This is a genomic window from Actinacidiphila yeochonensis CN732 (genome assembly GCF_000745345.1).
GTDB lineage: Bacteria > Actinomycetota > Actinomycetes > Streptomycetales > Streptomycetaceae > Actinacidiphila > Actinacidiphila yeochonensis.
Genome location: NZ_JQNR01000005.1, coordinates 581,126 through 596,346 on the forward strand (window position 1 = coordinate 581,126; position 15,221 = coordinate 596,346).

At 72.8% G+C, this 15,221-nt stretch carries 9 protein-coding genes; 2 read left to right on the plus strand and 7 right to left on the minus strand.

What is annotated here, in order from left to right:
• Positions 1 to 231 precede the first annotated feature (231 nt).
• Positions 232 to 3,087, plus strand: coding sequence for a helix-turn-helix transcriptional regulator (locus tag BS72_RS14415; RefSeq protein ID WP_037910894.1), 2,856 nt, complete (start codon positions 232 to 234; stop codon positions 3,085 to 3,087).
• A gap of 726 nt (positions 3,088 to 3,813) precedes the next feature.
• Here the strand turns inward: BS72_RS14415 and BS72_RS14420 are convergent.
• The 7 genes from BS72_RS14420 to BS72_RS14450 all read right to left on the minus strand — a co-directional run bounded on the left by BS72_RS14420 (position 3,814) and on the right by BS72_RS14450 (position 14,008).
• A complete protein-coding gene (locus tag BS72_RS14420; protein ID WP_037910897.1) occupies positions 3,814 to 4,986 on the minus strand; it encodes an FAD-dependent oxidoreductase in 1,173 nt (390 codons plus the stop codon).
• 170 nt (positions 4,987 to 5,156) lie between these two features.
• A complete protein-coding gene (locus tag BS72_RS14425) occupies positions 5,157 to 7,664 on the minus strand; it encodes an amino acid adenylation domain-containing protein (RefSeq protein WP_078901364.1) in 2,508 nt (835 codons plus the stop codon).
• A complete protein-coding gene (locus BS72_RS14430; RefSeq protein ID WP_037915834.1) occupies positions 7,665 to 7,952 on the minus strand; it encodes an acyl carrier protein in 288 nt (95 codons plus the stop codon).
• A 124-nt stretch (positions 7,953 to 8,076) separates the two neighbouring features.
• On the minus strand, positions 8,077 to 8,856 hold the full coding sequence (locus BS72_RS14435; protein WP_037910899.1) for a thioesterase II family protein: 780 nt from the start codon (positions 8,854 to 8,856) through the stop codon (positions 8,077 to 8,079).
• 235 nt (positions 8,857 to 9,091) lie between these two features.
• Complete coding sequence (locus BS72_RS14440) at positions 9,092 to 10,240, minus strand: acyl-CoA dehydrogenase family protein (protein WP_037915837.1); 1,149 nt, start codon at positions 10,238 to 10,240, stop codon at positions 9,092 to 9,094.
• Between the two features lie 415 nt (positions 10,241 to 10,655).
• Entirely contained in the window at positions 10,656 to 12,236 is a 1,581-nt protein-coding gene (locus tag BS72_RS14445) for a hypothetical protein (RefSeq protein ID WP_157856231.1), read from the minus strand.
• 809 nt (positions 12,237 to 13,045) lie between these two features.
• Complete coding sequence (locus BS72_RS14450) at positions 13,046 to 14,008, minus strand: NADP-dependent oxidoreductase (protein WP_037910906.1); 963 nt, start codon at positions 14,006 to 14,008, stop codon at positions 13,046 to 13,048.
• Positions 14,009 to 14,173: 165 nt separating this feature from the next.
• Here BS72_RS14450 and BS72_RS14455 point away from each other — a divergent pair, with 165 nt between their 5' ends.
• Complete coding sequence (locus BS72_RS14455) at positions 14,174 to 15,193, plus strand: GlxA family transcriptional regulator (RefSeq protein WP_051951112.1); 1,020 nt, start codon at positions 14,174 to 14,176, stop codon at positions 15,191 to 15,193.
• Positions 15,194 to 15,221: the final 28 nt, after the last annotated feature.

Here is a 15,221-nt window from a genome sequence, read left to right on the forward strand (position 1 = left end):
GCAGAACCACGAGATCAGCGACGCCGAAGACCACGATGGAGACGGCGTTCGCGGTTCCCGTCGCGGGCAGGACGGCCGGAAATGAGCGCAGGACGACGCCGAACCCGAGCCACGTGAAGCATGTGACGCACGCGAAGCGTGCGAAACGCGTGACACGACACGAAGCACGCGAACCACAGGAATCCCATCAGCCGTACGACCCATCCGAGCGAGCCGAGCAAGGAGGCCGGGATGTCCGGACCGCACGCTGAACAGCCGCGCCGACACCGCGTCGCCGCCGACCTCTTCGCGGCCGGCGCCGTCGCCGCCCGCGCCGGCGCCGGCGGTCTGGCGCTGCTGCGCGGGGCCACCGGCACCGGCCGCACCACCGTCCTGGAGGCCGCCGCCGAGGCCGCGGCGGCGCAGGGCATGCGGGTGCTGCGCGCCCGCTGCTCGCCGCGCGACACCGCGGCGCCTTTCGCAGCGGTCCTTCAACTACTGGGCGCGGCACCGGAGTTAGAGCTTCCCGGGAAAGGCGGCGATGAGCGGGAGCGGGGCGCCCGGCTGTGGCAGGCGCTGCTCGCGTACGCCGAGGTGGCGCCGCTGTTCGTGGCCGTGGACGACGTGCACCTCGCGGACGCCCCCTCGTACCGGTGGCTCGTGGAGACCGCCCGGCACGTGGGCCGGCTCGCGCTGCCGGTACTGCTGGCCGTCACCGAACGCCGCCAGTACGACATCGACCCGCCCGTGCCGGGCTTCACCCACAGCCTCTCCCCCGCCCTGGTCCGCACCCATACCCTCGCCCCGCTCACGGCCGGGTCGGCCGCCGACCTGGCGCGCGCCCAGCATCCCGAGGCCACCGAGGCGTGGGTCGAGGCGTGCGTGCGGGCCGGCGCGGGCAGCCCGCTGCTGCTGCGCGCCCTCCTCGACGACCTCAGCGCCTCCGGCGCCTCCGCCGCCGTGCCCGAGACTTCCGCGGCGCTGTACCCGGGGGCGTATCCGGCGGCCGTCTCGTGGTGGCTGGACAGCGCCGGAGCCGGCACCTCGGAGGTGGCGCGGGCCCTCGCGGCCCTGGACGACGGGCCGGACCGGGACGGGCGGGAGGCCGCGGAGCGACCGGCCGCAGGTCAGGAGGCGGCCGGTCAGGAGGCCGCGGGTCAGGAGGCCGCCGGGTCCGGGCCGGGGCGGGCCGCCGAGGACCTCGGCCGGCTGCTCGCCGAGCTGGCGGGCGCCGACCCCGCCCGGGTGGCGGGCTGGCTCACCGCGATGACCGGCCTGGGCGTCCTGCGCGCCGACGGCGCCGGCCGGCCCCGCTACGCCCACCCGCTGCTGCGGGACGCGGTGCTCAGCGGCGTGCCCGCGGCCCGGCGCCGCGCCGCGCACGGGGCGGCCGCCACGGCGACGCTGCGCTGGGGCGCCCCGGCCGAGACGGTCGCCGGGCACCTGCTGCGGTCCGACCCGGTGGGCGCGTCATGGGCTCCGGGCGTGCTGCACGACGCCGCCACGCTGGCGCTGCGCGACGGACGGCCCGGCGACGCCGTCGCGTACCTGCGCCGGGCCCTGGACGAGCCGCTCTCCGACCAGCCGCGGCAGCGGCTGCTGACGGAGCTGGGCTCCCTGGAGTACGCGGGCGGCGAGTCCTCGGCCGCGATCCCCCGGCTCACCAAGGCGACGCAGCTGTCCGGCACGCCGCGAGACCGGGTCCGCGCGGCCGTGGCCCTGGGCACCGCGCTCGCCGGACGCGGCAGGACGCGCGCCGCCGTCGAGGTGCTGCGCACGGCGGACGGCCAGCTCGCCGACCACCCCGACCACCCCGGCCTGGCCGGCGCCCTGCAGGGTGCCACCGCCCTGCTGTCCGACCACGACCAGTCCGTCCGCCGGGAGGTCTACCGGCGGCTGTGCGACACCGAGCGGCGCTCGCCGGAGCTGGTCGGCGCGGCCGCCCGGGCGCTGCTCGTACGGCACGCGGCCACCGCCGGGCTGGTCTCGGCGGACCACGCGATGCGGAAGGTGCGCCTGCTGCTCGCCGAGCCGGCCGACCCGCTGACCGAGCCGTACCTGCTGGGCGCCGCGGCCGCCGTCGCCCAGTGGGCCGACGAACTCGACGAGGCCGAGCAGCTGGTGGACCGCGGCCTGGCCGGCCAGCTCCCCCACCTGCTGCACCCCGTGCACGTGGCGCTGCTCAACGTACGGGCCGACATCGCCGCCGCGCGCGGCGCGTACGGGCCGCCGCCGGCCGGGCCCGCCGTCCTCCCGTCCGCGGGGCCCACCAACGCGCACGCCCACGCGCTGACCGCGCTCGTGGAGACCGGCCGCACCGCCGAGGCGCGGCGGCTGGCGAACGCCGTCGACCTGCGGCAGGCGCCCGACTCCTGGGAGCGGAACCGGTTCCTGTACGCGCGGGGCCTGCACCGCGCCGCGGCGGGCGATCCGGCCGGGGCACTGCACGACTTCCTGGAGTGCGGCCGCCGGCAGACCGAACGCGAGGTGCTCAGCCCGGTCGTCACCCCGTGGCGCGCCTCCGCCGCCGAGCTGTGCCTGGCCCTGGGCAGCCCCCGGCAGGCGCTCACGCTGGCCGAGGAGGAGCTGCGCCTGGCCCGCGCGTGGGGCACGCCGCGCCCGGTGGGCCGCGCGCTGCGGGTGCTCGGGACGGTCACCGGCGGGCGGCGCGGCCTGGAGCTGGCCGAGGAGGCCGTGCGGGTGCTGCGGGGAGCGCCGGCCGCCGTCCAACCGGAGCTGGTGACCGCGCTGATCGCGCAGGGCCGCCAGCTGACCGCCGTCGGGGACCGCACGCGCGCCCGCAGGGGCCTGCGCGAGGCGGCCGAACGTGCCGAGCAGCTCGGCGCGGCGCGGCTGCTCGGCCTCGCGGAGCAGGCCCTGCGCGAGGGCGGCGCCCGCCGCGCCGCCACCGCCCACACGGGGGCGGACTCCCTCACCGACAGCGAGCGCCGTATCGCCCAGCTCGCCGCCGGGGGACGGACGAACACCGAGATCGCCGACCTCCTGCACCTGGCCCGGCGCACCGTGGAGACCCATCTCACCAGCACCTACCGGAAGTTGGGGATTCGCCGGCGCGGCGAGCTGACCGCGTCCCTGGGCGCCGACTGACCACGGATGCCGAGGGTCCCGGCGCCCGGCGAGGAGCCGGGTGCCAGAGAGCACGGGCTCTGGGTGCCGGGGCGCCGGGGGCCAGCACGCCCATGGAGCGCGAACTGCTGACGGTGACGTCGAACCACTCCTTGCCCTTGCCGCCCCGAAGAAGGACTCCGGCCGGCCGGCCAGTTCGTCGGCGATCCGGCCGACGGCCCCGTCCCCGTCCCCGTACCCGACGGCCCGCTCCAGGGCGTGCCGCACGAACTCGTGCCCGGTCAGCCCGTACACCGTCGACAGCCCGGCCGCCTCCAGCCCCATCAGGTACGGCGGCAGGACCAGCCCCGCCTCGGCGCGCTCCTCGCTGCCCGGCGCCCGGTCGGCGGCTCGCCTCTTCTCACTCCGCGCCGTCCGCAGCGCCGCGGCGGTGGCCGCGTTCCCCGCCCTCCCCAGAGTGCCGAGCACGCTGTTCCCCGCGGCCCCGGAGCCGGCGGGCTGCCCACCCGTACGCACCTGGGGCGTCCGCTGTTCGGCCTCGGTCCTGCCGTCGCCTGACGGCCGCTGGGTCCGCACGCCATCACCTTAGTGACGCCCACCCCGCCCTGAGCAGGACCGACGACCGCGGGAACCACTCGACGTCCCCGCTCCACCGATACGCCACCCTCCCGTACCGCCACCCGCCACCGCCTCCCCTCGCCGGCCCCGGACGGGGCGATGAGGGACACCGGCGGCGGGGGCGGGGGCTCAGCCGCGTGTGAAGAGGGCGTCGGGGGTGGCGATCCCGGCGACCACGTCGAAGTAGGTCGAGACGAGTTCCGGATCGGACTGGATGGCCCGCAGCATGGCGAGCCGCCTCGTGTGGGGGGCGGACAGCCGGGCGACGTTGAGGGTGGACCGGTAGCCCGGGGCGAGTGCCTCGTCCCTCGCGTCGGCGAAACGGGCCAGGCTCGCGTCGAGCTGTCCGGGGTCGCCGCCGAGCGTGCCCGCCACCTCGTCCACCAGGAGCTCCACCTGCCGGAACGCGTCGGTGATGCCGCGTGCCGTGATGGAGTCCTTGTGGTGGCCGGCATCGCCCACGAGGACCCAACCGGGCCCGGTCGGCTGCCGGAAGAAGTTCTGCTGGTCGCCGCTGCCCCGCAGCCGCTCCACCGGCTTGGTGCGTCGCAGCCGCTCGTACAGCGCCGGCGCGGTGACACGTATCTGCTCCTCGTAGGCGTGCTGCGCGTCGGTCCTGACCTCCTTGAAGCGCGACTGCGGGAAGTACGCCTGGACGATGGTGGCCTCGTCGTGGGTGGGCACCGCGGCCACCCACCCGCCGGGGCGCTCGTGCAGCTCCATGTCGACCGGAACGTCCTGCCAATACGTGTAGTACGCGCAGGTCAGCGGCGGGTCCTGGACGACGTACGGCGCTGCCGCCAGCTGCGCGACGGTGGAGCGCATGCCGTCCGCCCCGACCACCAGCCGCGCCCGTTCGGTGAAGCCCCGCTCACCGTGCCGGCCCTCGACTCCGATGACGCGGCCCGCCTCGTCACGCAGCAGGCCGGTGACCCGGCAGTGGTCACGGAACTCGACACCTGCCGCCACGGCCGCGTCCACCAGCAGCGCGTCCAGCACCCGGCGCCGCGGGGCGAACCTCGCCCGCTGTCCCGCCACACCCCGGGCACACCCCTCGATGTGGATGTCCGCGACCGTGTAGACCGTCCGCTCCACGGGCGGGCAGCCGGAGGCACGGAGCCGCTCCAGCACGCCCCAGCGTGCGAGTGCCGCGATCCCGGGCTGCTGGACCAGGTGCGTGGAGACGGTGTCGGAGCCGTACGCCGACCGTTCGAGCAGGAGCACCCGGTACCCCGCGCGGGCCAGCAGCATGGCGGTCGGGGCACCGGCGCAGCGCGCCCCCACCACGATGGCGTCGTACATGCGGATGCCTCATAACGAAGGTCGGCGAACCGTCCGTGGTTCGCGGAGACGAGGTGGACGACGGTCACGACGGTCACGACGGTCACGACGGGGACGACGGGGACGACGGGGACGACAGTCACGACGGGGAGGAGAGAGACGGCTCACGGTGCCGGCCGCCGCGTCCGCCGTCAGGGCCTGCCGCGACGCGCGAAGGAGCCCGCGGGCCTGGCGGCGGCGGCGAGCCGGCGGCGGTCGACCTTGCCGTTGGCCGTCAGGGGCAGTTGGTCCACGACCGACCAGAGGGCGGGGACCATGTAGGACGGCAGCTTCTCCGCCAGCCGGCCCCTCAGGTCCACGGGCGTGACCTCCGTCCCCGGCGTCAGCCGGACCGCGGCGATCAGCCGCTTGTCCATGCTGCCGCCGTCGGTGACCGTGACCAGCGACTCCTCGACCCCCTCCAGGGCGTTCAACGCGTCGCTGATGGCGTGCAGTTCGATCCGGAAGCCGCGCAACTTGACCTGGTCGTCCACCCGGCCCAGGAAGTGGAGACGGCCCGCTCCGTCGAGGCGTACCAGGTCGCCCGTACGGTAGAGCCGCTCGGGGACGTCCGGCGAGAAGCGGCCGAACCACCGGTCGGTCTCCTCCTGGTCCTTCGCGTAGCCCGAGGCGAGACCCGATCCGGAGGCGTAGAGCTCTCCGACGGCTCCGGGCACGAGCAGCCGGGCCCGCTTGTCCAGTACGTGAATCCGGTTTCCCGGTATGGGCTTTCCGATGGGAACGGGGCCGAGGACGTCGCCCGGGTCGCGAACCGCGTGCACCGTCGTGATGACGGTGTTCTCGGTCGGGCCGTAGCAGTTGGTGACCACGAGACCGGGGTTGTCCGACAGGACCCGTCTGACCTGCTCGTAGGGGGCCACGTCGCCACCGGTCAGGATGTGCCTCAGACCGCCCAGCGACTTCGGCGCGAACTCCTGCATGAGCCCGAAGAGACCCGCCGTGAGGAACACCGACGTCAGCTGCCGTTCCTCGATGAAGGCACCGATCTCGTTCGGAGCCACCAGCTCCGGCGGGCACACCTCCAGCGTCGCGCCCGCGAGGAGGCTTCCCCACAGCTCGATGGTGGAGGCGTCGAACGCCAGCGGCGCCATCCGAAGGAAGCGGTCCCCCGGGCCCAGCCCCAGGTACGCGCTCTCGTGGACCAGCCGGATCACTCCGCGGTGCGGAATCCTCACCCCCTTCGGCTCGCCCGAGGAACCCGAGGTGAAGGCGATGTACGCCAGGCGATCCGGATCGGGCCGGGCGGGCGGCACGACCTCCCCGTCCACCGCGCGCCCAGGGTGCCAGGGACCGACCAGAGGCACGCCGTGCACGGCCAGCCGGGGGGCGGCGTCCTCGCTCGCGACCGCGGCGGTGGGCGACGCCTTGGCGATGATCCTGGCGACGTGGGCGCGGGGTTGGGCCGGATCGACGCCGATGTACGTGGCGCCGGCCCACAGCGTGCCCAGCACCGCCACCGCCTCCGCCACCGACCGGGGCACGCAGACCAGTACGGCGTCGCCCTCCCGCACACCGGCGGCCCGCAGCAGCCGGGCCTGTCCGGCCGCGGCGACGGCCAGTTCCGCGTAGGTCAGGGCCGTTTCCGCGTCGCGCACGGCCTCCGCGCCGGGCCATCGGGCCGCGGCGATCCGGAAGAGCTCGTCCACGGACGAGTCCGGGAAGGCGTGGTCGGTGGCGTTGACGCTGTCGAGCATCCGCCGCGCCTCGGCGGAGAGGCACCGGACATCCGCGAGGGTCGCGCCTGCGCCGTCCGCTGCCGTCGCCGTAGCCGTGGCCGTCTCAGCCGCGGACGTGTCCGTCGCGGTTTTCGTCGCCGTGGCGGTTTTCGTGACGGTGGCCGTGGCCGTCGCCGCGACCGCTTCCGTGAGTTGCTCGACGGCGGCCGCGTAGGTCCTGGCGAACCGCTCCGCCTCGTCCTCGTCCCACAGGCTTCTCGCGTAGTCGACGTGGCCCGCGAAGGAGCGCCCGCAACCCTCCAGTTCCACGGCGACGTCGAAGCACGGTCGGCCGGCGCCGGCCTCGTCGCCGCGGCGCGCCCCGGGGCCGCCGTCGCGCGTTCCCCGGCCGGTCCGGTCGATCGCCTCGAAGAAGACCTGGACGAGCGGGTGGAACCGGTCCGACCGCTCGACGCCCAGCCGCGCCACGAGCTCGCCGAACGGGACGTCCCCGGCCCGCAGGCTCCACTCCAGCGACGCGTGCACGGACTCGGCGAACGCCCGCGGCGAGAGGTCGTCGTCGATGTCGACCCGGACCGGAACGGGGTTGCCCCGGTCGCCGACTCCGACGAGCAGGCTGCTCGCCCCGCTCAGCCGTCCCAGCGCGAGCCCGAAGGCGGCGAGGAGGAGCGACGTGGACGGCACGTCCGGCACTCGGGACCGATCGGACGCGGACGACGACGCGGCCTCGGCGGGCAGGTTGGCGGGCAGGTCGACGGGCAGTCGGCCGCGGCTCGCCTCAGGGCGGCACGGGGAGGGGCCGTCCGACGGTATCTCCAGAATCGTCGGTATCCCGGCCAGCCTCTCCGTCCATAAACCGAGGGCGACCGCCTCGGTGGACAGGTCGCGGCCGTCAGGCTCTCCTGCCCCCACCGCCTCCACCGCCTCCACCGTCTCTCCCGTCTCCCCCGGCGCGGGTGCCATTCAGGACTCGCCCCCGTCCCTCTGCCGGATGAGCAGCGCGGCCTGGCTCCGGATGGTGGGGGATCGCAGGACGTCGACGGCCTTCATGGTCAGTCCCGAGGACTTCGAGATCCGCTCGATGAGCGAGACCAGCACGAACGAGTCCCCGCCGGCGTCGAAGAAGCTGGTGTCGTCGTCGAACGTGTCGTAGCCGAGCGCGTCACGCCAGGCCGAACGCACGAGGCCGATGAGGTCGGACGGGTCCTGCGCCGCCCGCTCTTCGACGGGCGGGGAGCTTGTCTCTTCCATGATCACCTATCTCCAGGACGGTTGAGGTCTCGCTGCGGTCGGGGCGGTCGTGCTCAGCGAGGGGAGATGCGAGATGCCGAGAGGCTGAGAGGCTGAGGAGCCGCGGGCACGTGGAGGGGCGTGCTCAGGAAGTGCTCGCCGCACCGGACGCCACGGCGTCGAGGACGTCGCTCAGCTCCGCGAGCAGGGCGGCCTCCTCGCCCTCGGGCTTGAGGTAGAAGTGCCCGCCGGACAGGACGCTGAGCCGGAAGGCGCCACGGGTCGTCTCCGCCCAGCCGCGCATCTGCTCGGGGGTCAGTTCGGGGTCCTCGTCGCCGGCGAACGCGTGGACCGGGCAGTCGAGCTCCGGGCGCCGGCCACCGGAGTAGCCGCCGACCATGAAGTAGTCGGCGCGGACGGCGGGGAGCGCGATCTCCCGCATGACGGGGTCCTCGAAGGCGGCGGCCCGGCTCGCGTCCAGGCCGACGGCGTGGGCGATGATGTCCTCGTCCGTACCGAAGTCGAGACTGCGGCCGACCAGGGCCTGTGGCGGCAGGGTCGCGGACACGCACAGGGCGGCCGGCGGGCAGCCCTGCTCCTGGAGGCGCAGCGCCACCTCGTGGGCCACCGAGGCACCCATGCAGTGACCGAAGAGCACCAGGCTGCGGCGCTGTGCCAACTCGCCGAGCGCGCCGGCGATGTCCTCGGCGAGGGCTTCCATCCCGGACGGGAACGGGTCGTCGAACCGCTCCTCCCGACCCGGGTACCGGACCGCCATGACGCCGATGCCGGCCGGCAGCCCCGTGGGCCACCCGCGGTAGAAGCTCGCCGTGGCGCCCGCGTGCGGGAAGCAGATCAACGTGGTGCCGTGCTCGTCGTCGTCGCGGAAGCGGCGCAACCACCGCTCCTCCACCGCGCTCCTCATGCGATGAATCCCCTTTCAACCTGCGTTCAGCGGATGTCGTCACCGGCCCCGGCGACGAGGGCGTGCACCGGCCGCGCGTCAGGTGGCACCCGCGCGCCGGCAGGGAAGGCGGTCCGTTCGACCCCCACCGCTTCGATCCGACCTCTTCGATCCCACCGGTTCGGCCGACCTCTTCGATCCGACCGTCTCGATCGGCTGGCTGGCTGGGGCCGAGTCAGCCACCGCGGTGGCCGGCTCAGCTGTGGTAGCCGTCCAGACGGGACAGGGAGTAGAGCATCACCTCGTCGGTCCCGCCACCGATCGACCACACGGGGCTGTCCCGGAAGTAACGGGCCGTCCACATCTCCTCCATGTATCCCATCCCGCCATGGAGTTGGAGACACGTCGCGGATATCTCCCGGGCCAGCCGTCCCGCCTCCAGTTTCCCGATCGTCGCGAATCGGATGGCTTCCTCACCGCGGATGTACGCCTCCGCAGCCGCGTAGTTGTAGTGCCGCAGAATATCGAGCCGGGCACTCAGTTCGGCCAGCCTGAACTGGATGTACTGCTTGTCGATCAACGGCGACCCGAAGGCGCGGCGCGTCTTCAGGTAGTCCGCGGTCCGGGTCAGCGCCGTTTCCATGCCGCCGACCGCCGCGTAGGAGAGCGCGAGGCGCTCGTTCTGGAATTGGCTCATCTGCTGGTAGAAGCCGAGGCCGATCTCGCCGATGGTGTTGCTGACCGGGACCCGCACGTCGGTGAACGTCAGCTCGGCGGTGTCCGAGGAACGCATGCCGAGTTTGTCGAAGGTCCGATGGACCTCGAAGCCCGGCGTGCCGGCCGGCACGATGATCTGCGAGAAGCCGCCCGAGCCGGTGGCGTCGGAGGTGCGGGCCAGCAGGCAGACCCAGTCGGCCTGGGCGCCGTTGGTGATGTAGGTCTTCGAGCCGTTGATCACCCAGTCGTCGCCGTCGCGCACCGCGCGGGTGCGCAGGGCGGAGACGTCGGAGCCGGTGTCGGACTCGGTCACCGCGACCGAGCAGACCGCCTCGCCCTTCAGCGCCGGGACCAGGTACTCCTGCTTGAGCTCCTCGCTGCCGAACTGGTGCAGCGCCGGGGTCGCCATGTCCGTCTGAATGCCGATACCCAGCGCCACGCCGGCGGGTCCGACCCGGCCGAGCTCCTCGTGCAGGATCACGGTGAACAGGTGGTCCGCGCCCTGGCCGCCGTACTTCTCGTCGTATTCCACACCGAGCAGGCCGAGTTCCGCCAGCCGCGGGAAAAGCTCATGGGCGGGAAACATCCCTTTCGCTTCCCACTCGTCCCCGTACGGTCCGATTTCTTTCTCTGCGAAGTCCCGGACCAGCCGACGAAACGAATTGTGCTCAGCAGTGAAAGCCACCATGATCGCCACTATGCCGTCACGCTCCGTCGCTGTCAAGTGGTCCAATTCTCACCAGACTTGACCTTAGGGCGTAATTCGGGGCCGTTGCCACACGAGTTGATCTTGACGGCGTATTGGCCGGGGATGCCGCACCGTGAAGTTTCCCGGCGAAGGCCGTCGAAAGAGTCCACTGCGGACGAGTGGGGTTCGAGTTATACCGCGCATACGGTTGGGGCTTATGAGCGGGAAGTGTTCGAGGGTGCGAAGCACAGTTCCCCGTCTCGCAGCGCACCGGTCGACCTCCGGGCGAATTTCACCCGCCATTCCCTTGACGCGGTGCGCGTCACCAGCGACCGTGTTCCCCGACGTTCCCCGACGTTCCCCGACCGGCCCGGCGGCGACCACCGGACCGGCCCGGGAAGACGGGAAGGAGCGGTCAGCGCACCGCGTAGGCCTGGTTGGAGTAGGTCTGGATGCTGTTGCCCGCCGCGTCCGTGACCTTCGCGCTGAGCGAGACCTTCGCCTCGGCCGGGTTTTGGACGTCGGTCGACCAGGTGGAACCGATGTGGTTGACGTGCAGGCCGTGCCAGTTCTTGCCGTTGTCGGTGGAGTACCAGGCCTGCACGGTCTTCGCGCTGTCGGCCTTGTACGGCACCCCGACGTGCGGGTCGGCGCGGTCCATGAACAGGGTCACCGGCGTGATGCTCTTCGGCTTCGCGCGGCTCCGGCTGTCGAGGCCGCCGACCAGGAACCGGCTGAGCACGCCCTGGGCCACCTGCTGGGTCCGCGGATCGGCGTAGAAGTGGAACACCGCCCGGGTGGAGGGCGACAGCATGCCCGACGGGTAGACGACCCCCGGCCGGTAGCGGATGGCGTACGCGTCCAGCGTGTACCACGCGGCGCTGTTCGCGTACGCCGTGAAGTCGTTCGGGCTGCCGTCCCAGGAGTCCCCGATCAGGGTGTCCTGGGCGATCACCTTGCTGCCCTGGCTCAGCTTCACGGAGACTTTGGACCCGTACTCGTAGCCGGTGGTGTAGGGGTCCTGGAACATGTTGTTCACGTCGAAACGGACCTGGCGCTCGTAGACGTACGGCAGAACTCGCGCCGGTCCCCAGCCGGCCCGGTAGAAGGTCTGGGAGTACGTCTGGCTCGCGGCGAGGTCGTGGACACCGTGGAACGTTCCGTTGCTGCCCAACTGGCTGAACTCGTCGGAACGGATGTCCCACTTGCCCGCCACCAGGTGAGCCGTGGCGCCGTACGGGAAATCGGAACCCGAGTTGCTGACGCTGTCGAGTTGCAGCCGGGCCTGACAGGGCGACCCCTGCGGTACGAAGGACAGGTCCTGTTCCGCGCCGCCGTTCGGGCCGGTGTTGGACTGGACGTGCTCGGTGGCCATCAGTTTCGAGTGGAAAAGACCGCCCGGAGCGGTGGGGACGCCGACCTGGCCGCCGGTGACCGCGTAGGTATCCTCGGCGCCGCCACCCCATTCGGCCAGGTAGCCGAAGCGCAGCGACGACGAGGAGTTCGGGACGACGTAGCTGGTTCCTCCGTCGGTGCCCCCCTCGAAGTCGCTGGCCGGGTTGGCGGCGACACCGCCCACGCAGATGGCGTCCAGCAGCCTCTGCTCCCCGAGGCCCGTCGCGTCGAGCGACACTTTCAGCTGCACGCCCTTCCGGGCGTCGATGGTGACGGAGGTGGCGCCGGAGACCTTCACAACGGCGGCACCGATCGTGTCCGCGGTGCCGTTGGGCTCCCGGATGTCGGTGATGACGGCGTACTGCCCGGCGGCCAGCGGGACGGTCCCGCCGCTGTGCTGCAGACCGCTCATCGCCTTCTGGGTGCCCAGGTTCACGATCTGGACTTCCGAGCCCGACACCGCGGCACCGGCCCGGTCGATCGTGGTGACCTTGAGCGAGGCGCCGGCCGCCGCGGCGGACCCGGCGGTGATGGTGGCGGTGGCGACCAGCGAGGCCAGGACGACACCCGCCGCCAACGCCGTTCTGAGATGGGGACGCATGAATTTCCCCCCGGAAATTCGGCCGCAGTTCACGAATCGGCCAATCATAATGAGAACGTCAACTTCAGCTTATCAACGCCTACTTGCTCTTCATCGCCGTGCCGCCGCTGCCCGCGGTTCCCCCCTCAGGTCACGCCGTCGGGCGCGAGGGCACCTTCGCGGGACGGATGGTGGCAGAGTGACGACGCACCGAGATTCCGGTCGTTCAGGGCGACTTCACAAGGCCGCCCCCTGAACCAGGGCCTCGTCGGCTGCCCGACGGCCGTCCGGCAGACCGTCATTCCGCCAAGGGCGGCGTTTCCCATCGTGAACGTGTCGGTGGATCACCGCCGCTGAATGCCGGGCTCTCGCCGCCCACGCGCAAGCCGTCCCTGGGCCGGTCATCGCCCCGTTCTCCCACCGTCCACCGGGTATCGCGCCGGCCGACCGGCACGACACCGGGTTGCACAACCCCCTGTTGCACGAAACCGGTTTGCACGACACCGGGTTGTCGGTGGCCTCACTCCGCACGGCTGCCGCCACCCGCGGCGGCGACATCCGGGCGACTACCCGCACCGTGCTACCGGGCCCTGCGGCCAGGACGCTCACCACTCTGAAGCCGCGACCGGCAGGGTCCGCCCGGCAGCGAGGTGTGCTGGCGCGGGTCATCGCCAGGCGGCCGGAGAGCCTCGTCGTGGGCCTACGCGGCTCTTCCGGCCAGCGCCGCGAGGGCCCGTGCCACGGCGGCCAGCGGGGTACACCCTGCCGGGCGAGGCACGAGCGTCCCTGGCTCGGGTGCCGTCAACCACCCGACTCCGTCGTCGTCATGGTCACCGTGCCACCTCCAGCACCAGCTTGCCGCGGGTACGGCCGGCCTCTCCCAGCCGGTGCGCCTCGGCGACCTGTTCCAAGGGGAACGTCCGCTCGACCTCGACCCGGACCGCGCCGGAGTCGACCAGACCGGCCACCAGGGTCAGGGCGGTCGCGTCCGGCTCGACCAGCAGGTCGCTGGTCCGCACCCGCGCCTGCGCGCCGGCGGCGGCGAGAGCGTCGGAGACCCCGCTCGGGATGGAGACCACCAGGCCGCCGGGCCGGGTCACCGCCACCGACCGCACGTCGGTGCCGTCCTGGGCGCCGACCAGGTCGATGACGACGTCGACCTTGCCCGTGACGTCCTCGAACCGCTGCCGCGTGTAGTCGATGGTCTCGTCCGCGCCCAGCTCCTTCAGCCAGGGGTGCCGGGACTCGCTGGCGGTCGCGATCACCTCGGCGCCCAGGTGCTTGGCGAACTGCACCGCCAGGTGCCCGACGCCGCCGGCCGCGGCGTGCACCAGCACCCGCTGTCCTTGGGTGACGCCCGCGGTGTCGACCAGGGCCTGCCACGCGGTGAGCGCCGCGAGGGGCAGAGCCGCACTCTCGACGTGCCCGATCGAGGCCGGCTTGCGGGCGAACTGGCGCGAGGGCGCGGTGACGAACTCCGCGTAGCCGCCCGCCGGGCGCGGGAACCACGGCATGCCGTAGACCTCGTCGCCCGGTGCGAGCGTGGTGACGCCGAAGCCGACCTCCTCCACGACACCGGAGACGTCCCAGCCCAGGATGAGCGGCAACCTCTGAAGGGCGGCCATGCCGTGGCCCTCCCGCGTCTTCCAGTCCACCGGGTTGATCCCGGCCGCGTGCACACGCACCAGTACCTCGGTCGGCAGCGGCACCGGGCGCTCGACCTGTCCCGTGGTCAGCACCTCCGGCCCGCCGAACTCCTGGATCGTGACGGCGCGCATCGTCCGCTCGCTCATGTTCTCCCTCGCTCCACCCGCGTCGCGGGTTCGTCGGCCACCTGGGCCACCTCGGCCACCTCGGCCTCATCAGCCGGGATCTTCGACCCCGTCGCGATCCAGACTCGCTGAGACGCGGGGCCGTCGGAGAGTGGCCGGAGAGACAGCTGTCGTACCATTCCGGCCATGACGCATCGTGTAGCGGTTCTCGCCCTGGACCAGGTCATGCCGATGGACCTCGGCATGACGGCCCGCGTCCTCAACGAGGCCCTCGACCCGACCGGGGCACGGCTGTACACGGTGACGACCTGCTCCCTCGGTGGCCGGCAGGTGCGGACGAACGAGGGCTTCCGCATCGTCGTCGACGCCGACGAGTCGCTCCTGGAGACCGCCGACACCGTGGTGATCGCCACCCAGGAACCCGACGCGCACCTCCTGGCCACCGGCGAGCTGCCCGCCCAGGTGGCCGCGGCCCTCGCCCGGATCAGGCCCGGCACCCGCGTGGTCAGCCTGTGCACCTCAGCCTTCCTGCTCGCCGCCGCCGGCCTGCTCGACGGACTGCGCGCCACCACCCACTGGGCCCTGTGCGACGCCTTCGCCCGGCTGTTCCCCGAGGTCCAGGTCGATCCCGACGTGCTCTTCGTCGACAACGGACGCGTCCTGACCGGCGCCGGCGGCGCGGCCGGCATCGACCTGCTCCTCCACCTGGTCCGCCTGGACCACGGCTCGAACGTGGCCAACGCGGCGGCACGACGCTGCGTGGCGGCCCCCTGGCGCGAAGGCGGCCAGGCGCAGTTCATCGAGCACCCCGTACCGAAGGACACCGACCACTCCACCGCACCCACCCGGAAGTGGGCACTGGACCAGCTCGCCGAACCCCTCACCCTCCAGGACCTGGCCCGCCACGCCCACATGAGCGAACGCACCTTCACCCGGCGCTTCCGCGCCGAGGTCGGCACCAGCCCCCTTCAGTGGCTCCTGCAGAGCCGCCTGGACCACGCCCGCCGTCTCCTGGAGTCCAGCGACCTGACCGTCACCCGCATCGCCACGGCCACCGGCTTCACCGACCCCACCGTGCTCCGCAAGCACTTCCACACCCGCCTCGGCCTCTCCCCCCTGGCCTACCGCCGCACCCACCGCCCCCCGACCCCCACCGGAATCAGGCACACCGTCGTTCGAGACGTGAAGAGTCCCTCAGCGCTCTGACGGCAAGTCACCGAATGGTCAGGGCGGC

Bases quoted from the DNA above. Each gene is read 5' to 3' on its own strand.
- BS72_RS14455 (WP_051951112.1), top strand. From the start codon at position 14,174: ATGACGCATCGTGTAGCGGTTCTCGCCCTGGACCAGGTCATGCCGATG.
- BS72_RS14420 (WP_037910897.1), bottom strand. From the start codon at position 4,986: ATGTACGACGCCATCGTGGTGGGGGCGCGCTGCGCCGGTGCCCCGACC.
- BS72_RS14440 (WP_037915837.1), bottom strand. From the start codon at position 10,240: ATGGTGGCTTTCACTGCTGAGCACAATTCGTTTCGTCGGCTGGTCCGG.
- BS72_RS14445 (WP_157856231.1), bottom strand. From the start codon at position 12,236: ATGCGTCCCCATCTCAGAACGGCGTTGGCGGCGGGTGTCGTCCTGGCC.
- BS72_RS14425 (WP_078901364.1), bottom strand. From the start codon at position 7,664: ATGGCACCCGCGCCGGGGGAGACGGGAGAGACGGTGGAGGCGGTGGAG.
- BS72_RS14435 (WP_037910899.1), bottom strand. From the start codon at position 8,856: ATGAGGAGCGCGGTGGAGGAGCGGTGGTTGCGCCGCTTCCGCGACGAC.
- BS72_RS14415 (WP_037910894.1), top strand. From the start codon at position 232: ATGTCCGGACCGCACGCTGAACAGCCGCGCCGACACCGCGTCGCCGCC.
- BS72_RS14430 (WP_037915834.1), bottom strand. From the start codon at position 7,952: ATGGAAGAGACAAGCTCCCCGCCCGTCGAAGAGCGGGCGGCGCAGGAC.
- BS72_RS14450 (WP_037910906.1), bottom strand. From the start codon at position 14,008: ATGAGCGAGCGGACGATGCGCGCCGTCACGATCCAGGAGTTCGGCGGG.